General features: G+C 68.5%; 13 protein-coding genes. 9 read left to right on the top strand and 4 right to left on the bottom strand.

All coding sequences use genetic code 11. The annotated features are described in order from the left end of the window. Positions 1-263: 263 nt before the first annotated feature. Genes AC3WOS_RS07465 through AC3WOS_RS07455 form a run of 3 tightly spaced genes read left to right on the top strand, consistent with a single transcriptional unit; the run spans position 264 to position 3192 of the window. Entirely contained in the window at positions 264-1376 is a 1113-nt protein-coding gene (locus AC3WOS_RS07465) for a Re/Si-specific NAD(P)(+) transhydrogenase subunit alpha (RefSeq protein WP_492715249.1), read from the top strand. 17 nt (positions 1377-1393) lie between these two features. Beyond that, on the top strand, positions 1394-1738 hold the full coding sequence (locus AC3WOS_RS07460) for an NAD(P) transhydrogenase subunit alpha part 2 (protein WP_492715248.1): 345 nt from the start codon (positions 1394-1396) through the stop codon (positions 1736-1738). After that, the gene (locus AC3WOS_RS07455) at positions 1735-3192 is read left to right on the top strand and encodes an NAD(P)(+) transhydrogenase (Re/Si-specific) subunit beta (protein ID WP_492715247.1); all 1458 of its coding nucleotides are present in this window, start codon (positions 1735-1737) and stop codon (positions 3190-3192) included. Before AC3WOS_RS07460 ends, AC3WOS_RS07455 begins: the two co-directional genes overlap by 4 nt. 164 nt (positions 3193-3356) lie before the next feature. Here the strand turns inward: AC3WOS_RS07455 and AC3WOS_RS07450 are convergent, their stop codons facing one another. The 4 genes from AC3WOS_RS07450 to AC3WOS_RS07435 all read right to left on the bottom strand — a co-directional run bounded on the left by AC3WOS_RS07450 (position 3357) and on the right by AC3WOS_RS07435 (position 7859). After that, positions 3357-4466 (bottom strand): FAD-dependent monooxygenase, encoded by a 1110-nt coding sequence (locus AC3WOS_RS07450; protein WP_492715344.1) that lies wholly within the window; start codon positions 4464-4466, stop codon positions 3357-3359. Between the two features lie 188 nt (positions 4467-4654). Continuing rightward, entirely contained in the window at positions 4655-5989 is a 1335-nt protein-coding gene (locus AC3WOS_RS07445; protein ID WP_492715343.1) for an aminopeptidase P N-terminal domain-containing protein, read from the bottom strand. Continuing rightward, complete coding sequence (murU, locus tag AC3WOS_RS07440; protein ID WP_492715246.1) at positions 5989-6714, bottom strand: N-acetylmuramate alpha-1-phosphate uridylyltransferase MurU; 726 nt, start codon at positions 6712-6714, stop codon at positions 5989-5991. The genes AC3WOS_RS07445 and murU overlap by 1 nt, the downstream gene beginning before the upstream one ends. A 77-nt stretch (positions 6715-6791) precedes the next feature. Further along, complete coding sequence (locus AC3WOS_RS07435) at positions 6792-7859, bottom strand: aminoglycoside phosphotransferase family protein (RefSeq protein WP_492715245.1); 1068 nt, start codon at positions 7857-7859, stop codon at positions 6792-6794. A gap of 98 nt (positions 7860-7957) precedes the next feature. Here AC3WOS_RS07435 and AC3WOS_RS07430 point away from each other — a divergent pair, with 98 nt between their 5' ends. The 6 genes from AC3WOS_RS07430 to AC3WOS_RS07405 all read left to right on the top strand — a co-directional run bounded on the left by AC3WOS_RS07430 (position 7958) and on the right by AC3WOS_RS07405 (position 19314). Beyond that, positions 7958-10183 carry an LPS-assembly protein LptD gene (locus AC3WOS_RS07430; protein ID WP_492715244.1) on the top strand — a complete coding sequence of 742 codons (2226 nt, stop codon included), beginning with the start codon at positions 7958-7960 and terminating at the stop codon, positions 10181-10183. A 72-nt stretch (positions 10184-10255) separates the two neighbouring features. Beyond that, positions 10256-11662: a peptidylprolyl isomerase gene (locus AC3WOS_RS07425; RefSeq protein ID WP_492715243.1), complete on the top strand. Its 1407-nt coding sequence runs from the start codon at positions 10256-10258 to the stop codon at positions 11660-11662. Positions 11663-11666: 4 nt separating this feature from the next. Continuing rightward, a complete protein-coding gene (pdxA, locus tag AC3WOS_RS07420) occupies positions 11667-12800 on the top strand; it encodes a 4-hydroxythreonine-4-phosphate dehydrogenase PdxA (protein WP_492715242.1) in 1134 nt (377 codons plus the stop codon). Beyond that, entirely contained in the window at positions 12797-13576 is a 780-nt protein-coding gene (gene rsmA, locus AC3WOS_RS07415) for a 16S rRNA (adenine(1518)-N(6)/adenine(1519)-N(6))-dimethyltransferase RsmA (protein ID WP_492715241.1), read from the top strand. The genes pdxA and rsmA overlap by 4 nt, the downstream gene beginning before the upstream one ends. Positions 13577-13772: 196 nt before the next feature. Beyond that, positions 13773-15341 carry a c-type heme family protein gene (locus AC3WOS_RS07410; RefSeq protein ID WP_492715240.1) on the top strand — a complete coding sequence of 523 codons (1569 nt, stop codon included), beginning with the start codon at positions 13773-13775 and terminating at the stop codon, positions 15339-15341. A gap of 106 nt (positions 15342-15447) precedes the next feature. After that, on the top strand, positions 15448-19314 hold the full coding sequence (locus AC3WOS_RS07405; protein WP_492715239.1) for a response regulator: 3867 nt from the start codon (positions 15448-15450) through the stop codon (positions 19312-19314).

Below are 19314 nucleotides of genomic sequence, written 5' to 3'. Positions count from 1 at the left end.
GATTGTGCTACGCAACAAATTTTTTTGGCCCGATAGTTGTTAATTCGCGTCAATTCATTACAAATAGTAATAAATGAAGTGATAATTGACCTATTTATTGATAAATGCTTACTAAGTATAGTAAAGCCAACGGCGCAGCCGTCCACCCCCCGATTAGTGGGACGGCACTATCGGGTTGCCGGGACAAATAGCTAGCAGCCATCGCATTCCGTGTTAGATTTCTATCCGTCTAGTCAGTTTATCAATCCTTTGGAGGCAATTGTATGAGAATAGGCATACCGGCCGAGACGCGGTCGGGTGAAACCCGAGTTGCGGCGACGCCCGAAACAGTCAAGAAGCTTGCAGCGAAACATCAAATCGTGGTGCAGTCGGGCGCAGGTATGCCGGCCTCGGTGACGGACGAGGCCTATGCGGCCGCCGGCGCCCAGATCGTCAGCGCGGCCGAAGCGTTTGCCGCCGACGTGGTGCTCAAGGTTCGGGCTCCCAATGCCGACGAGCGGGCCCTGATGAAGGCCGGCACCGTGGTGATCGGCATGCTCAATCCGTTCGACAGCGAGACCATCGCCGCCATGGCCGCCGCCGGGCTGCAGGCATTCGCGCTGGAAGCGGTGCCCCGCATCACGCGCGCCCAGTCGATGGACGTGCTGTCGTCGCAAGCGAACATCGCCGGCTACAAGGCCGTGATGATGGCGGCCAATACCTATCAGCGCTTCATGCCGATGCTGATGACGGCGGCCGGCACCGTGAAAGCGGCCCGCGTGCTGATCATGGGCGTGGGCGTGGCCGGTCTGCAGGCCATCGCCACGGCCAAGCGCCTGGGCGCCGTGATCGAAGCGTCCGACGTACGCCCGCCCGTCAAGGAGCAGGTCGAATCGCTGGGCGCCAAGTTCATCGACGTGCCGTTCCTGACGGAAGAGGAAAAAGAGATCGCCAAGGGCGTGGGCGGCTACGCCCGTCCCATGCCGGCCGACTGGATGCGGCGTCAGGCCGAACTGGTGCACGAACGCGCCAGGCAGGCCGACATCATCATCACCACGGCATTGATTCCGGGCCGGCCCGCGCCGACCCTGATCTCCGAGGAGACGGTGAAGGCCATGAAGCCCGGTTCCGTGATCGTCGACCTGGCCGTGTCGCAGGGCGGCAACTGCCCGCTGTCCGAACTGGGCAAGACGGTGCTCAAGCACGGTGTCTACATCGTCGGCGAGCCGGACCTGGCCACGCTGGTGGCGGCCGACGCCTCGGCCCTGTACGCGCGCAACGTGCTCGACTTCCTCAAGCTGATCATCGACAAGGAAGACAAGCTCGTGATCGACCGCGAGGACGAGATCATCAAGGCCACCCTGGTGTGCGCCGGCGGCGACGTGCTGCGCAAATAACCGTATCTGGAGGAATCATGGAAGTCAGTCACACCATCATCAATCTGATCATCTTCGTGTTGGCCATCTACGTCGGCTACCACGTGGTCTGGACCGTCACCCCGGCGCTGCATACGCCGCTGATGGCCGTCACCAACGCCGTCTCGGCCATCATCATCGTCGGCGCCATGCTGGCCGCCGCGCTCACCACCGGCCTGGTGGGGCAGATCGCCGGCACCGTGGCCGTCGCGCTGGCGGCCGTCAACGTGTTTGGCGGCTTCCTCGTCACCCAGCGCATGCTGGAGATGTTCAAGAAAAAAGAACCGAAGGCGCAAGCGCCCAAGCATGCCGCGCAAGCCGTCGGTGAAGGGAGCAAAGCATGAATTTCATCAGCATGAACCTGGTTACGATGATGTACCTGATCGCCTCGGTGTGCTTCATCCAGGCGCTCAAGGGCTTGTCTTCGCCGGCCACGGCGCGCAAGGGTAATGTGTTCGGCATGTCGGGCATGGCGATTGCCGCCATCACCACGCTGGCGCTGATCCTCAAGCTCAAGGCCGAAGTGGAGCAGGGCAGCCTGGGCTTCGCGCTGGTGGCGCTGGGCGTGATCGTCGGCGGCGGCATCGGCGCCACGCTGGCCAAGAAGGTCGAGATGACCAAGATGCCGGAACTGGTGGCGGCGATGCACTCGCTGATCGGCCTGGCCGCCGTCTGCATCGCGGTCGCTGCCGTGTCGGAACCGCACGCCTTCGGCATCGCCGCCGTGGGCGAGGCGCTGCCGTTCGGTAACCGCATCGAACTGTTCATCGGCACCTTCGTCGGCGCCATCACCTTCTCCGGCTCCGTGATCGCCTTCGGCAAGCTGTCGGGCAAGTACAAGTTCCGCCTGTTCCAGGGCGCGCCGGTCAGCTTCGCCGGCCAGCACATGCTGAACCTGATCCTGGCCATCGTCATGGTGGGCCTGGGCCTGGTGTTCTGCTTCACGGGCGGCACCGAGCCGGCCTGGGTGCCGTTCCTGGTGATGACCGCCATCGCCTTCGTGCTCGGCGTGCTGATCATCATCCCGATCGGCGGCGCCGACATGCCGGTGGTGGTGTCGATGCTGAACTCGTACTCGGGCTGGGCCGCGGCCGGCATCGGCTTCTCGCTCAACAACGCCATGCTGATCATCGCCGGTTCGCTGGTCGGGTCAAGCGGCGCGATCCTGTCCTACATCATGTGCAAGGCCATGAACCGCTCGTTCTTCAACGTGATCCTGGGCGGCTTCGGCGGCGACGCGGCGGCTGCAGGTCCGGCCGGCGCGCAGGAACAGCGTCCCGTCAAATCCGGTTCGGCCGACGACGCCGCCTTCATCATGAGCAATGCGGAAACCGTCATCATCGTGCCCGGCTACGGCCTGGCCGTGGCGCGCGCCCAGCACTCGCTCAAGGAACTGGTCGAAAAGCTGACCCACAAGGGCGTGACGGTGAAGTACGCCATCCACCCGGTGGCCGGCCGCATGCCTGGCCACATGAACGTGCTGCTGGCCGAAGCGGAAGTACCGTACGACCAGGTGTTCGAGATGGAAGACATCAACGGCGAATTCGGCCAGACCGACGTGGTGCTGGTGCTGGGTGCAAACGACGTGGTCAACCCGGCCGCCAAGGACCCCAAGTCGCCGATCGCCGGCATGCCGATCCTGGAGGCCTACAAGGCCAAGAGCATCATCGTCAACAAGCGCTCCATGGCCTCCGGCTATGCGGGCCTGGACAATGACCTGTTCTACCAGGCCAACACCATGATGGTGTTCGGCGACGCGAAGAAAGTCATCGAAGACATGGTGAAAGCGGTCGACTAAGCCGCACGGTCGTCACAACAAAAAGCCGCACCAGCCTCCCGGCGGTGCGGTTTTTTTCATTCATGGGGACACATTAATGGGGACGTACCCCATTATTTAATAAAAAGGGGTACGTCCCCATTTTTAAATAATGGGGACGTACCCCATTTTTGCGGTTTTCTGGCTTAGCGCCGGCCGTACATCATCAGCTCGGCCAGCAGGCTGCGGGCGGGGCGCAACAGGTCGACGGCGGCCAGCGACAATCCCAATAGCGCCTGCGCCGGCGATTCGTTGGCGAAGATGCGGGCCATGGTGTCGGTCAGCCGCATCGTCGTGCTGCGGTCCGTCTGGCGCAGCGCCGTGTAGCGCGCCAGATTGCCCGGCGTGGCGGCCGGCGCCAGCAGGCGCGCCAGCACGGCCACGTCGCGCAGGCCCAGGTTGAGTCCCTGTCCCGCCACCGGGTGCAGCGTCTGCGCCGCATTGCCGATGGCGACCGAGCGCGCCGTGCTGCGCGCGTCCGCGTTCAATCCCAGCGGGAAGCCCAGGCGCGGCGTGGCGGCCACGAACTTGCCGAGGCGGTCGCCGAAGGCCTGGCCAAGACGGGCCAGAAAAGCAGCGTCGTCCAGTGCCAGCAGGGCTTGCGCCTGCTCCGGACGGGCGCACCACACGAGCGAGTATTCGGCCTGGCCGTCCCGGCTGTCCTGCGGCAGCAGCGCCAGCGGGCCTTGTTCCGTAAAGCGTTCGTAGGCGCGATGGGCGATCGGCGCGCTGCTGCGCACTTGCGCGATGATGGCCGTCTGTTCGTAGTCGCGCCGCACGGCCTTGCTTTCCTGGTCGCTGAACAGGCCGCCCTCGGCCTGCACCATGATGGCGGCGCTCAGCGTGCGCGCGTCCTGCTGGCCTTCCTGCTGGATGTGCAGATCGATCCGGTCCTCGTGTTCGGCGCTGCCCGTCACGCGCGCCGGGCGCAGCATGCGGATGCCGGCCCGTTCACACACGGCGCCCAGCACCGTTACCAGGTCGCCGTAGCGGGTCACGTAGCCCAGCGCGGGCAGGCCGTGTTCGTCGCGGTCGATCAGGCTGCGGCCGAACTGGCCGCGGCGCGACACGTGGATCTGGTGGATGGGCGTGCCGGCCACGGGCCAGGCGCCTATCTCTTCCAGGATCTGGCGGCTGCCGTAGGACAGGGCCAGCGAGCGCGGATCGTTGCTGGCCTGGGCCAGCGTCTTGGCGTCGATCAGGCCGATGCGTTCAGGCGCCATGCCGCGCTTGACCAGCAGCGCGGCCAGCGCCATGCCGGCCGGGCCGGCGCCGCAGATGGCGATGTCGAGATCCGTCGCGGCGCCGGGGCTTGCGATCGGTCCAGGGCGCGCTGCGTCTTGGGCCGATGCAACAGAGCTTGTCGCACCGGGATTCGCTGCACTGGCGGCTGCTGCGCCGGAAGGCGGTACTGGATGAAGGGCGGTGGTGTCGGTGCTTGGATTCATGGCGCTTGCTGCATCAGGTGTTCAATATCGGCCACCGACTTGGGTGCGGCGGCGCTGATGATGGTGTGGCCGGTCGGGGTGACGATGACGTCGTCCTCGATGCGGATGCCCGTGTTCCAGAACCGCTCCGGCACGCCCTCGGCCGGGCGCACGTAAATGCCCGGTTCCACCGTCAGCACCATGCCCGCCTGCAGCGCGCGCGAGGGCTTGCCCTCGGCCTGCACGTCGCGGTACTGGCCCACGTCGTGCACGTCCATGCCCAGCCAGTGGCCGGTGCCGTGCATGTAGAACTGCAGATGGCTCTTGCTGGCGATGACGTCGGCCGCGCTGCCGGCCTTGCTTTTGTCGATCAGCCCCAGGTCCAGCATGCCCTGCGCCAGCACTTGCAGCGCGGCGTCGTGGATGGCCTGGTAGGGGGGGCCCGGCTTGACGGCGTGCAGCGCGGCCGCCTGGGCCGCCAGTACCAGCTCGTACAGGTCCCGCTGCGGCGCCGTGAAGCGGCCGTTGACGGGATAGGTGCGGGTGATGTCGGAGGCGTAGCCGTCCAGTTCACAGCCGGCGTCGATCAGCAGCAGCTCGCCGTCGCGGCATTGGGCGTTGTTGGCGCAGTAGTGCAGCACGCAGGCGTTGGCGCCGGCCGCGACGATGGAGCTATAGGCCGGATGCTGGGCTCCGTTGCGGCGAAATTCGTACAGCAGCTCCGCCTCGATTTCGTATTCGTGCATGCCGGGCCGGGTGGCGCGCATGGCGCGCGCGTGGGCGCGGCCGGAGATGGCGGCCGCGCGGCGCAGGGTGGCCAGTTCGCCCTCGTCCTTGAGCAGGCGCATTTCGTCGAGCAGCGGCAGCAGGTCGTGGGCGGCGGCCGGCGCCGTCACACCCAGGCGCGCCTGGCGCCGCACGGCGGCCAGCCAGTGCCGCACGCGCGCGTCCAGTTCGGCGCTGCCGCCCAGCGCGTAGTACAGGGCCGGCGCGTTGGCCAGCAGCAGTTCCATCTGCGCGTCGAGCGCGGCTATGGGGAAGGTGGCGTCGAAGCCGAAGGCGGCCAGCGCCGCTTGCGGACCGTGGCGGAAACCATCCCAGATTTCCCGTTCGGCGTTCTTTTCGCGGCAGAACAGGATGGCGCGGGCCGGCGCGTCGCCGCGCGCGGCCACCAGCACCACCACGCTTTCGGGCTCGGTAAAGCCGCTCAGGTAGTAGAAGTAGCTGTCGTGGCGGTAGGGATAGTCGCTGTCGCTGTTACGTGCCACTTCCTGCGCCGTGGGCAGCACGGCCACGGCACCGGGCGCCATCTGCGCCATCAGGCGGGCGCGCCGCGCGGCGCAGGCGGCAATCACCGGGCCGCTCCGTTTGCCGCGCCGTTGCGCGCGTTGAGCGCGTCGAGCTGGGCGATGGTGCCCACGTTATGCCATTCGCCTTCATACACTTCGCCGCCCACCTGGCCGCGTTCGATGTAGTGGCGCAGCAGGGGGCCGAGCTTGGCGTGGCTGCCGGGAGCGATGCCGTCGAAGATCTCGGGCCGGTAGACGCCGATATTGCCGAAGGTCCAGCGCGGCGCGCCGTCGTTGGTGACGGAATACAGGGTCAGGCCGAAGTCGCCCTCCGGATGGAAGGCAGGGTTCTTGACCAGGTACAGCCAGGCCACGTCGCGCTGGTCGGCTGGGTAGGGGTGGCCCCACATGTCGGCGTCGTGCAGCACGTCCTTGACCTGTTCGAAGTCGAAATAGGGGCAGTAGATGTCGCCCGAGATGGCCAGGAACGGTTCGTCGCCCAGCAGGTGGCGCGCGGCGGCCACGCCGCCGGCCGTCTCCAGCGCCGTCGCCTCGGGCGAGTAGGCGATGCGGGCGCCGTACTGGCTGCCGTCGCCCAGCGCCTGCTCGATCTGGTCGCCCAGGTGGGCGTGGTTGATGACGATGTCGGTGATGCCGGCGCGTACCAGGTTGAGGATGTGCCAGACGATCAGGGGCCGCCCGCGCACGCTGAGCAGCGGCTTGGGGCAGGTGTCGGTCAGGGGGCGCATCCGCTCGCCGCGGCCGGCGGCGAAGATCATGGCTTTCATGGGAATGGCTTTCGTAGGCGGGACAGGACGGGGCAGGGCAGGGCAGGCCGTGTCGCCGGCCGCCGCACCCGCCCGGATCAGAAGGTGTAGCCGACCTGCGGCTGCTTGTTTTCCAGCGCGTCGAGCAGGCGCACCAGCGGCTTGAGGTCGCGATAGCGGTTGGCCGTCTTGCGCACGTAGTCCATCACGGTGGGCAGGTCGGCCAGGTAGCCGGCCTTGCCGTCGCGGTAGTTCAGGCGGCAGAACAGGCCCAGGATCTTCAGGTGGCGCTGCAGGCCCATGTACTCGAAGTCCTTGTAGAAATCGTCGATGTCCTTGTTGACGGGCAGGCCGACGGCCTTGGCGTGCTGCCAGTAGCGGATGGTCCAGTCCAGCACCAGTTCCTCGTCCCATTGCACGTAGGCGTCGCGCAGCAGCGAGGCCACGTCGTAGGTGATGGGACCGTACACGGCGTCCTGGAAGTCGAGGATGCCGGGGTTGCCGGCGTCGATGCGCATCAGGTTGCGCGAGTGGTAGTCGCGGTGCATGAACACCTGCTGCTGGGCCATGGCACGTGCCAGGATGGCGTCGAACACTTTTTGCAGCTCGGCCGACTGGGCTTCGGTCAGCGTGGCGCCCAGGTGGCGGCCGATGTACCACTCGGGGAACAGGTTCATTTCGCGCAGCATGAAGGCGCGGTCGAACTCGGGCAGCACGCCGGGCTGGCTGCTTTGCTGGATCCTGACCAGCGCTTCGAGCGCTTCGGCGTACAGGGTGGAGGCGTTGTCGTGGTCGAGCTCCTGCAGGTAGGTGCTGTTGCCCAGGTCCGACAGCAGCAGCAGGCCCCGTTCGGCGTCCTGCGCCACGATGGCCGGCACCGACACCCCGGCCTGGGCCAGCAGGTCCTGCACCTTGATGAAGGCCGGCACGTTCTCGCGCTCGGGCGGCGCGTCCATCACGATCAGGGTGGCGCCGAACTCGCCCTGGCGGGCCGGCAGCACGTCGACCCGGAAGTAGCGGCGGAAGCTGGCGTCGGCCGAAGCGGGGCGCAGCGAGTCCGGCTGCACCAGGCCGAGGGTGGCGAGCCACTCCCGGAGCATGGCCAGGCGCGGGTCGGCGGCGGCGGAAGGGGCGGCAGGGGATGACGGATTTGACAATAAAGACATGGAGCGGGCCTTGGAAACCGGTGAGAGCTGAAGATTCCCATATAATAAGGGATTCAATTCAAAAAATCGCCTGTCATGGTGTTAAGTCGCTACCTTTCATGAGCTGGTTCCTGGCCCCCTACTCCTCGCAACGCTGGGCATATGCCTTGTCCGCCCTCGTCACCGTGGCGGCGTTGCCGGTCCACGCCCAGACCAAACCGCGCCCGCCGCGGGTCGATGACCAGGACGCGCCCACCATCATCAAGGCCGAAGACATCGGCGGCCGCCCCGAGCGCGAACTGAATCTGGCGCGCGACGTGGAGCTGGTCCGGGGCCAGACCCGCGTCAAGGCCGACACGGCCTGCTACCGCCAGGTCGAAAACGAAGTCGACGCCCAGGGCCATGTGCAGATCTGGCGCTTTGGCGACTATTTCACGGGCGATGAACTCAAGCTCAATATGGACACGGGCGTGGGCTACATGCTGCACCCGACCTACCAGATGGAGCTCAACCATGCCCAGGGCAAGGCGCAGCGCGTCAACTTCCTCAACGAGGACGAGGCGCTGGTACTGGACGGCACCTACAGCACCTGCCAGGGCCCCAATCCGGACTGGTATCTGAAGGCCAGCCGGCTCAACCTCGATTCCGGGCGCGACGTGGGCACGGCCGGCCAGACCATCGTCTATTTCAAGGACGTACCCATCCTCGGCACGCCGGCCATGTCGTTCTCGCTGTCGGGCGCGCGCCGCTCCGGCTGGCTGCCGCCCATGCCCGGCTTCGGCTCCAAGGGCGCGGCCGAACTGACGGTGCCGTACTACGTCAACATCGCGCCCAACCGCGACCTGACGCTGTACCCGAAGATCATCCCGCAGCGCGGCTTGCAGCTGGGCGCCAACGGCCGCTACATCGGCGAGACGGATGCCGGCACCTACCGCGGCGAGACTTACCTGGAGCTGCTGCCGCACGATAAGCAGACCCAGACCGACCGCTGGACCATCAAGTCCAGCCACGCCCAGGACCTGGCCAAGGACTGGTCCTACGGCTGGAGCGTGCGCGCCGCCTCGGACGACAACTACCCGAACGACTTTTCCAAGACGGTGGCCGGCAGCGCCGAGCGCCAGCTGCTGCGCGAGCTGCGCAGCGACTACCATGGCGAATTCTGGCGCCTGACGGCCCGGGTCCAGAAGTACCAGGTGCTGCAGGACCCCGATTCGGTGACCAACCCGGAACTGTTCGTGTCGCGCCCGTACGACCGGCTGCCGTCGCTGAACTTCCACGCCGGGCGCTACGACGTGGCCGGCTTCGACTGGGAATTCGACAGCGAACTGACCCGCTTCTGGCATCCGACGGCGTTGCGCGGCACGCGCCTGGTGGCGATCCCGCAGATCAGCTATCCCATCATCGGCCCCAGCTTCTTCATCACGCCCAAGCTGATGCTCAACGCCAGCAGCTACCAGCTCGAGACGCATGACACGGACCCGGCGCGCAACCTGTCGCGCTCCGTGCCCACGCTGTCGCTCGACTCGGGCCTGGTGTTCGAGCGCGACGCCCGCCTGTTCGGGCGCGCCACCACCCAGACGCTCGAGCCGCGCCTGTTCTACGTGAATACGCCCTACCGCGACCAGTCGGCCCTGCCCACCTTCGACACGGCCGCCGCCACCTTCAACTTCAGCCAGCTGTTCAGCGAGAACCGCTTCATCGGTTCGGACCGCATCGGCGACGCCAACCAGTTGACGGCGGCGCTGGTGTCGCGCTTCCTGGAGCCGTCCGGCGCCGAGCGGCTGCGCCTGGCGTTCGGCCAGCGCTTCTATTTCCGCGACCAGAAGGTGCAGCTCGACGCCTCCACCCCCAGCAACGACAGCCGCTCCGACATGCTGCTGGCGGCCACCGGCCGGGTGTCGGACACCTGGGGCTTCGACAGCGCCGTGCAGTACAACCCCAGCCAGCACCAGACGGTCAGCTCCAACTATGGGATACAGTGGCAGCCGGGCCAGAAGAAGGTGCTCAACCTGGGTTACCGCTACCTGCGCGACAGCTTCAAGAATGCCGAGCTGTCGAGCCAGTGGCCCGTCTCGGACCGCTGGTACGGGGTGGGCCGGGTCAGCTATTCGCTGCTGAGCAAGAAGGTGCTCGAGTCGCTCGTCGGCCTCGAGTACAACGGCGACTGCTGGGTGTTTCGCATGGGCGCCCAGCGCTTCGTGACGACGGCCAGCAAGGTGTCGACCCCGATCTTCTTCCAGCTCGAGCTCAACGGCCTGTCCAAGCTGGGCGTGGGCAATCCGCTGGAGGCCATGAAGAACAGCATCCCCGGCTACCAGCGTTTGAATGAGGGCTACGGCCGCTAAGCGCGCGGCCCGCCCGTTTGGATTTTTTTACCCCCTGACACATGAGCGTTCTCCATTATGCGTAAAGCCAGTATGCACCACACGAAGATCGCAGCGCTGTTGCTGTGCGCCGCCGCCACCTCGGGCTGCAGCATGTTCTCGAGCAAGAAGACGCCGGCCCCCGCGCCCGCCCCGGCCGCCGCGCCGGCCGCGCCGGCCGCCGCCAGCGCCGCCGCGCCGGCCGCCGCCGCGCCCAAGGCCAGCACCACCCCGATCGATTCCATCGTCGTCGTCGTCAACGACGACGTCATCACGCGCCAGGAACTGACGGCCCGCATCCAGGCCGTGACCCAACGCATGAAGGCCCAGAACGTGGCCCTGCCCGAGGCGGCCGACCTGCGCCACCAGATCCTCGAACGCATGATCGTGGAACGGGCCCAGATGCAGATGGCCAAGGAGTTCGGCGTGCGGGTCGACGACAGCATGCTCGATCGCGCCATCGGCCGCATCGCCGAGCAGCAGAAGATGACGGTGCAGGAACTGCGCAACCAGATGGAAAAGGACGGCACCACCTTCGCCGCCTTCCGCGAAGAGATCCGCGAGGAGATCATCATGCAGCGCCTGCGCGAACACGAGGTGGACGCCAAGATCCAGATCTCGGATGCCGAAGTGGACAGCTACCTGGCCGCCGAGAAGGCCGCCGCCGCCGAGCAGTTCGAGCTGAACCTGTCGCAGATCATGGTGCGCATCCCCGAGAACGCCACGCCGGAAGTGATCGCGGCCCGCCGCGAACGCGCCGAGCAGGTCATGCGCCAGCTGCGCACGGGCGCCGACTTCGCCAAGATGGCCGCCACCTATTCCGACGCCAGCGACGCCCTCAAGGGCGGCGAGATCGGCTGGCGCAACACGGACCGCCTGCCGCCCCTGTTCGCCGAGGCGCTCGGCAAGCTCAAAGCGGGCCAGGTCACGCCCATCATCAAGAGCGCGGGCGGCTTCCACATCCTGAAGGTGGTCGACAAGCGCAGCGTGGCCGAAGCCCAGGCCGCCGCCGCCGTGCAGCAGACCCACGCGCGCCACATCCTGATCAAGGTCACGCCCACCATGAGCGCCTACGACGCCAAGCGCAAGCTGATGGAGCTCAAGGAACGGCTCGACAACAAGGCCGCCAAGTTCGAGGACCTGGCGCGCCTGGTCTCCAACGACGGCTCGGCCGCCAAGGGCGGCGACCTCGGTTGGCTGTACCCGGGCGACACCATGCCTGAATTCGAAGCCGCCATGAACGCCCTCAAGCCGGGCGAAGTGAGCCAGCCGGTCGAGACTAGCTTCGGCTACCACCTGATCGAGGTGTTGGAGCGCAAGAGCGACGACGTGTCCAAGGAACGCCAGCGCAACGCGGCGCGCCAGGCCATCCGCGAGCGCAAGCTGGCCGAGGCGGTGGAAGACTGGCAGCGCGAAGTGCGCGACCGCGCCTACGTCGAATTCCGCGACGACGCCAAATAAGCGCATGGTGAGCAACCTGACCATGCCGCAGCCATCGGCCCCCCTGCCGGCGCGCCGCCCCGGCGTGCGTCCGGCGCTGGCCGTCACGGTGGGCGAGCCGGCCGGTATCGGCCCGGAGATCGCCATCCGCGCCGCCTGGCAGCGGCGCCATGACGTCAACTGCGTACTGCTGGGCGACGCCGCCTACCTGGCCATGCTGGCCGGCGAGATCGACCCCGCCATCGCGCTGTCGGCGCTGTCGCTGCAGGCCGTGCGCAACGGCGGCCTGCCCCATTTCGGACCCGGGCGCCTGAGCGTGATCGACGTGCCGCTGGCGGCCCACGTGCATCCCGGGGTGCTCGACAAGGACAACGGGCGCGCCGTGCTCGACACGCTGGACGCGGCCATCGAAGGAGTGCGGGCCGGCTGGTTCGAGGCCATCGTCACGGCGCCGCTGCAAAAGAGCACCATCAACGACGCCGGCATCGCCTTCTCCGGCCACACCGAATACTTCGCCGCCCGGACCGGCACGGCGCAGGTGGTGATGATGCTGGCCGGCCAGCCGCAGGGCGTGGCCGGCGCGCCGCCGCTGCGGGTGGCGCTGGCCACCACCCATCTGCCGCTGAAAGACGTGGCCGGCGCCCTGAGCCAGGACGGCCTGGCGCGCATCCTCGACATCATCGCCCACGACCTCAAGGTCAAGTGCGGCATCGCCGCCCCGCGCATCCTCGTCACGGGCCTGAACCCGCACGCGGGCGAGGGCGGCTACCTGGGGCGCGAGGAGATCGACGTCATCGCGCCGGCCATCGCCGCCGCCCGCGCCCGCGGGCTGGACGTGACCGGCCCCTATCCGGCCGACACCCTGTTCCAGCCCAAGCACCTGGCGCAGGCCGACTGCGTGCTGGCCATGTACCACGACCAGGGCCTGCCGGTGCTCAAGTACGCCACCTTCGGCCACGGCGTCAACATCACCCTGGGCCTGCCGCTGATCCGCACCTCGGTCGACCACGGCACGGCGCTCGACCTGGCCGCGCAGGGCGTGGGCCGGGCCGACTGCTCCAGCATGGAGGCGGCCATCGCCAGCGCGCTGCAGATGGCCGAGGCCAGCCGCGCGGCCGGCTATTCCCCTTATCACCCACAACAAGAAGAACAAGCATGAAACACGTAGCCCGCAAACGCTTTGGCCAGAATTTTTTACACGATAAGTATGTGCTGTCGTCCATCACGGAAGCCATCGCGCCCGCCGCCGGCGATGCCATGGTGGAGATCGGCCCCGGCCTGGGCGCCATGACCGAGCAGCTGATGCGCACCGTGGCGCACATGCACGTGGTCGAACTGGACCGCGACCTGGTGGCGCGGCTGGAAAAGACCTACAGCCGCGCCAAGCTGACCATCCACGCCGGCGACGCCCTCAAGTTCGATTTCTCCACCATCCCCGTACCGGCCGGCCAGAAGCTGCGCGTGGTGGGTAACCTGCCGTACAACATTTCCAGCCCGCTGCTGTTCCACCTGGCCGACTTCGCGCCGCTGGTGCAGGACCAGCACTTCATGCTGCAAAAGGAAGTAGTCGAGCGCATGGTGGCCGAACCGGGCAGCAAGACCTATGGCCGGCTGTCGGTCATGCTGCAGTGGCGCTACCGGATGTCGCTGCTGTTCGTGGTGCCGCCGGAAGCGTTCGACCCGCCGCCCAAGGTGGAATCGGCCATCGTGCGCATGATCCCGGTGGAGCATCCGCTGCCGTGCGACGGCGCCACGCTGGAGGCGGTGGTGCTCAAGGCATTCTCGCAGCGGCGCAAGGTGATCCGCAACTGCCTGGCCGGCATGTTCACCGAGGAGCAGATCGTCGCCGCCGGCATCGACCCCAAGGACCGTCCCGAGGCGGTCGGCCTGGCCCAGTACGTGGCCCTGGCCAACCTGCTCAAGCCGGCCGCCTGAGGCCGGGGCGCCTTGCCGCCCTGCTTCAGTACCCGGCGCCCGCCATCGTCCAGGACAGCGCGCCGGCGTAGCGGCGGACCCGCAACAAGTCGTCCATGGCGCTGGCCGCCGGTCCCATGGCAGTTCACCGCGGCCGTCAATTAGGCTATGCTGGCAGCAACGGCCACCGCGCCGGCGCGGCTAGGATGACGGCATCATGACGACAGCGGCAACCCGCTCCATATTCTGGAAACTGTTCCTGCCGATCGCGGCCGCCATGGGCCTGTGCGCGCTGGCCGCCGCCATCGTGGTGCCGCGCTACATCGAGCGCAACGCGGAACAGGAGGCCGTCAGCGCGGCGCGCGAGACGGCGCGCCAGTTCACCATCCTGCGCCAGTACTACACGGCCAACGTGGTGGCCAAGGTGATGCGGCAGCCCGGCCTGCACGCGGGCAGCGACCACCAGGACCGGCCCGACACCATCCCGCTGCCGGCCACCATGGTGCTGGAGCTGGGCGAACTGCTGCGCGACTCGGGCGTGAACCTCAAGCTGTACAGCCCCTATCCCTTTCCCAACCGGGCCCACCGCGTGCTCGACAGCTTCGGCGAGGATGCCTGGGCCTATTTCCAGGGCCATCCCGACCAGGCCTACACCCGCACCGAGCGGCTGGGCAACAGCACCGTGGTGCGGGTGGCGCTGGCCGACAAGATGATCGCCCAGTCCTGCGTCGATTGCCACAACAGCCTGCCCGCCAGCCCCCGCACCGACTGGAAGCTGGGCGACGTGCGCGGCGTACTGGAAGTCGATTCCAGCCTGCAGCTGGAGACGGGACGGCGCGCCATCTACGCCGTGCTGGCCACGCTGGCCGCGCTGTTGCTGCTGGCCGGGCTGTTCCTGCGGCTGTTCTACCAGCGCGCCATCGCCCGTCCGCTGGGCCAGGCGCTGGCCGCCATCGACACCCTGACCGCCTCCAGCGACGCCAAGGTGGCGGCGGCCCAGGCCATCGCGGCCGGCGACCTCGAGCGCGGTGTGGCCGGCGTGCCGGCGCTGGCGCTGGACGGCGCCGCCTCCGGCAACGATGAACTGGGCAGCCTGCTGCGTTCCGTGCAGCGCAATCTCGAGCTGCAGCGCGCCCTCGACGACGCCTTCGCCGCCATGCTGGTCTCGCTGCGGGCGGGCCGGGTGCGCGACGCGGAGCGCGACTGGCTCAAGACGGGCCAGAACGAACTGGGCGAGGCCATGCGGGGCGAATTCAGCACGGCCGAACTGGCCGACCGCGTGCTGCGTTACCTGGCCCAGCGGCTGGGGGCCGGGCTGGGGGCGCTGTACCTGGTGGGAGCCGACGGCGCGCTGGAGCGGGTGGCCACCTACGCGCTGCTGAACCGGCACGACACGCCGGCCCGGCTGGCGCCCGGCCAGGGCTTGCTGTGGCAAGCCTTGCGCGAGCGGCGCATGCTGTGTCTGGACCCGGTGCCGGACGATTACATGGCCATCGGCTCGGCGCTGGGCGCGGCCCGGCCCACGGTGCTCACCGTGTGGCCGCTGTGGCATGGCGACACGGCCGTGGGCGCGCTGGAACTGGGCGCGTTCCGGCCCTGCACGGCGCTGGAACAGGAGCTGATGGCGCTGGTGCGCGAAGCGTGCGCCCTGTGCTTCAGCATGCAGCAGGCCCACCAGCACACGGAGCAGCTGCTGCGCCAGGCGCAGGCCCAGCGCGGCGGCGATGCGCCGGCGCCCGGCGCCCTGGCCGGGCTGGCGCGGCCCCACGTGTCGGGCGGCGGCTAGCGGCGCGCCGCCCTGGCGGCGGGGCGGCAAGAACGGCAGGAACGGCAGGAACGGCAGGGGAGGGCGCGGCCCGGCGCGGGTTGGGCGGCACATTGGAGGAGTGATCTTGTTGACATCGTTTCTGAGCCGCCTGTTGCTGCGGCAAAAATTCCTGCTCTTGGCGCTGCTGGGCTGCGTGACGGTGGCCATTCCCACCGCCCTGTTCCTCAACGAGGCCAACAAGGCCATCGCCGTGGCCGAACAGGAGTTCGACGGCATCGCCCCGGCGCGCGCCCTGCTGGCCGTGGTGCAGCTGGTGCAGCGGCACCGCGGCCTGGCTTCCATGGCGCTCAGCGGCGACGCCCCGTCCCGGGCGCCGGCCATGGCCAAGCTGCGCGAGGCCGACCAGGCTTTCGCCCAGATGGAACGCCACATCCAGCGGCTCGATGAGCGCGACATCAGCGCCGCCTGGTTCCGCATCCTCGAGCAGTGGAGCGCGTTGTCGGCCCAGGATGCCCAGGGCGCGCTGGCGGCGTCCGACAGCTTTGCCCGCCACAGCGCCCTGGTCGAGCAGCTGTTCCGCCTCAACGAGAACGTGATCGACCATGCCGGCCTGCGGCTGGACCCGGAACCGGATTCCTATTTCCTGATCGACGCCCTGCTGGTGCGCGCGCCAGTGCTGCGCGAGACGCTCGGCCAGCTGCGCGGGGCCGGCAGCGGCATGCTGGTGCGGGGCGCGGCCGGTATGGACGAGCGCATCATGATCGCCTCGCGGGCCGACCGCGCCGACGACTACTACCACACCATCGACGACGCGCTGGCCATCGCCCTGGCCCACAACAGCAGCCTGCGCACCCGGCTGGCCGACTTGCTGCGCGTCAGCCGCGCCAAGGGCGAGCAAGCGTTGCGGCTGGCGCGCGAGCAGATCGTGCTGCCGCCCCGGCCAAGCTACGCCGCGGCGGCCTACTACCGCCAATACACCGACACCATCGACACCCAGCACCGGCTGGCCGAGGCGGGGCTGGACGCGCTGCAGCAAGTGCTGGCCGCGCGGGTGGCCGGCCAGCGCCAGACGGAGTTCGTGCTGATAGGCGCCGTGCTGCTGCTGTGCGTACTGGCCGTGGCCCTGGGCCACGTCATCATCGGCTCGGTGACCCGGCCGCTGGGCCAGGCGCTGGACGCGGCCCGCGTGCTGACGGCCGGTGCCAGCGACAAGATCGAGGCGGCCGGCGCCATCGCCCGCGGCGACCTGGAACGGCGGCTGACGGTGGCGCCGCTGCCGGCCATCGACCTGGCGACGGTGGCGCACGACGAAGTGGGCGAGCTGCTGCGCTCGGTCATGCGCATGGGGCAGGTGCAATGCACGCTGGACCAGGCCTTCCTGCAGATGCTGGACGCCCTGCGCGACAGCCGCAGCCAGGGCGAGCAGCGCGACTGGATGATGCTGGGCCAGAACGAACTGAATCTGCGCATGCGCGGCGAGCTGGAGACGGCCGTGCTGGCCGACCGCGTGCTGTCCTACCTGTGCCAGCGCATCGGCGCCGGCGCCGGCGCTTTCTACCTGTACGACGAGAGCCGGCAGCAGCTGTGTCCCGTGGCCGGCTACGGCCTGCCGCCGGCAGCCGGGGCGGGCGCGCCGCTGGCGCTGGGCGAAGGGGTGCTGGGCCAGGCCGTGCTGGAACGGCGCACCATCGTGCTCGACCAGGTGCCGCCCGGCTACCTCACCATCGCCTCCGCGCTGGGTCGGGCGGCGCCAGCCAGCGTGGTGCTGCTGCCGCTGCTGCATGGCGCCAACGTGGTGGGTGCGCTGGAGGCAGGCGCGTTCCGGCCCTTCAGCGAGGCCGAACTGGCATGGCTGGAACTGGTGCGCGAAGGCGTGGCCATCGGCTTTGATGTGTGCCTGTCGCGCCAGCGCACGCGCACGCTGCTGGGCGAGACGGAGCGCCAGGCCGAGGAATTGCGCATGCAGCAGGAGGAACTCCAGCAAAGCAACGAGGAGCTGGAGGAACGGGCCGAGCTGCTCGAGCGCCAGCGCGAGCAGATCCGCGCCAAGAACGCGGAAGTGGAGCGGGCCAGCCGCGAGGTCTGGCACAAGGCCGAGGAGCTGCAGCGCATCAGCGCCTACAAGAGCGAGTTCCTGGCCAATATGTCGCATGAGCTGCGCACCCCGCTCAACAGCATGCTGATCCTGTCGGGCCTGCTGCGCGACAACCGGCCCGGCAACCTGACGCCGGAACAGACGGAGTACGCCAGCACCATCCACGCGGCCGGCGAGGACTTGCTCAACCTGATCAACGACATCCTCGACCTGGCCAAGGTGGAGGCGGGCCAGGTCGATTGCCACTACGAGGATTGCGCGGCGGCCGAGCTCCTGGTGTCGCTCGACAATCTGTTCCGCTCGGCCGCCGCGCAAAAGGGTTTGCGCCTGTCCATGGCCTGCGATGGGGCCGTGCCGCCCCGGCTGCGGCTGGACCTGCAGCACACGGCGCAAGTGCTGCGCAACCTGCTGGGCAACGCCATCAAATTTACGGCCCGGGGCGAGGTGGCGCTGCGGCTGTCGGTGGCGCCGGGCGTGGCGGGCGGCCCGCCCATGCTGGCCTGCGCCGTCAGCGACACGGGCATCGGCGTGCCGGAAGGCCAGCAGCAGCTGATCTTCGAAGCGTTCCGCCAGGCCGATGGCGGCATCTCGCGCCATTACGGCGGCACGGGGCTGGGGCTGTCGATCTCGCTGCAGCTGGCGGCCCGCATGGGCGGCAGCCTGGCCCTGCACAGCGTGGCCGGCCAGGGCAGCACCTTCACGCTGCTGCTGCCGCTGCAGGCGGCCCAGGGGACGGTACCGGCCGCCGCCGCCGCCGCCGGTGTGGCTGGTGTGGCCGGCATGATCGGTATGGCCGGCGCCGCGGCCGCGGCGGGTGCTCCTGCTACATCGTTGGCGTCCGGGGCGCCTGGTGCATCCGGCACCGGCGCCGGGTTTGTAGCGCTGGCCGGAGGCGGGCCATCCACGCAGCCCACCCTGTCGGGGAGCCCCGGCGCGCCCGGTGTCGCTGACGTCTCCGGCCCCGGCGGCGTTCCCGGCACCGCTGGCATCCCCGGCATCCCTGGCAGCTCCATCACCGGCACCCCCGGCGCATCGGGTCTTGCCGGCGCGATGGATGCGACAGGTATGGCGCCGCGTGACCACGCCGCGCCGTGGTGCGTGCTGGTGCTGGAAGACCGGCCGGCCGCTCCGGCCAGCCTGTGCAGCCAGCTGGCCGGGCGCGGCATCGCGGCCGTGGGCGCGCGCAACGGCGCCGAGGCGCAGGCCGTGCTGGCCCGCCAGCGCATCGGCTGCCTGGTGCTGGATCTGGACCTGGAGCTGGCCGGCATGGCGGCACCGGACTTGCTGGCGCAAGTGCAGCAGCTGGCGGCGCAACCGCTGCCCGGGGTACTGCACTCGGCGCGCGAACTGGACCCCGAACAGCAGCGCAGCCTGCGCCAGCACGCCGACAGCATCGTGCTGCGCGGCGAGCGCAGCGCCGAGCGGCTGGCCGACGAAGTGTCGCTGTGCCTGCACGCGCTGGCGCGCCGCCAGGCCGTGGCGGGGGCCGGCCACAGCGCGGTGCTGCCGGCCGACGCCCCGTTCGAAGGGCGCAAGATGCTGATCGTGGACGACGACATGCGCAACGTGTTCTCGCTCACCAGCCTGCTGAGCGACAAGGGCGCCGTCGTGGTGGAGGCGGAAAACGGCAAGGAAGCCTTGCGCCAACTGGAGCAGCATCCGGACGTGTGCGTGGTGCTGATGGACATCATGATGCCGGAAATGGATGGCTACGAAGCCATGCGCGCCATCCGCGCCCTGGCGCAGTACCGCACGCTGCCACTGATCGCCATGACGGCCAAGGCCATGCAGGGCGACAGCGAGAAGTGCATGGCGGCCGGCGCCAGCGACTACATCGCCAAGCCGTTGGACACGGTCAAGCTGCTGTCGCTGCTGCGGGTCTGGACCCAGGGCTGA

It is taken from the genome of Rugamonas sp. FW305-51, assembly GCF_058786935.1.
The sequence above is the reverse complement of the archived record's forward strand: the minus strand, read 5'-3'. Positions and strand labels throughout refer to the sequence as shown.

What these genes read in the sequence shown, in the direction of transcription:
- AC3WOS_RS07410 (WP_492715240.1), top strand. Translation starts at nt 13,773, where the DNA reads ATGACGACAGCGGCAACCCGCTCCATATTCTGGAAACTGTTCCTGCCG.
- rsmA (WP_492715241.1), top strand. Translation starts at nt 12,797, where the DNA reads ATGAAACACGTAGCCCGCAAACGCTTTGGCCAGAATTTTTTACACGAT.
- AC3WOS_RS07455 (WP_492715247.1), top strand. Translation starts at nt 1,735, where the DNA reads ATGAATTTCATCAGCATGAACCTGGTTACGATGATGTACCTGATCGCC.
- pdxA (WP_492715242.1), top strand. Translation starts at nt 11,667, where the DNA reads ATGGTGAGCAACCTGACCATGCCGCAGCCATCGGCCCCCCTGCCGGCG.
- AC3WOS_RS07430 (WP_492715244.1), top strand. Translation starts at nt 7,958, where the DNA reads ATGAGCTGGTTCCTGGCCCCCTACTCCTCGCAACGCTGGGCATATGCC.
- AC3WOS_RS07465 (WP_492715249.1), top strand. Translation starts at nt 264, where the DNA reads ATGAGAATAGGCATACCGGCCGAGACGCGGTCGGGTGAAACCCGAGTT.
- AC3WOS_RS07435 (WP_492715245.1), bottom strand. Translation starts at nt 7,859, where the DNA reads ATGTCTTTATTGTCAAATCCGTCATCCCCTGCCGCCCCTTCCGCCGCC.
- AC3WOS_RS07450 (WP_492715344.1), bottom strand. Translation starts at nt 4,466, where the DNA reads ATGGCGCTGGCCGCGCTGCTGGTCAAGCGCGGCATGGCGCCTGAACGC.
- AC3WOS_RS07425 (WP_492715243.1), top strand. Translation starts at nt 10,256, where the DNA reads ATGCACCACACGAAGATCGCAGCGCTGTTGCTGTGCGCCGCCGCCACC.
- murU (WP_492715246.1), bottom strand. Translation starts at nt 6,714, where the DNA reads ATGAAAGCCATGATCTTCGCCGCCGGCCGCGGCGAGCGGATGCGCCCC.
- AC3WOS_RS07460 (WP_492715248.1), top strand. Translation starts at nt 1,394, where the DNA reads ATGGAAGTCAGTCACACCATCATCAATCTGATCATCTTCGTGTTGGCC.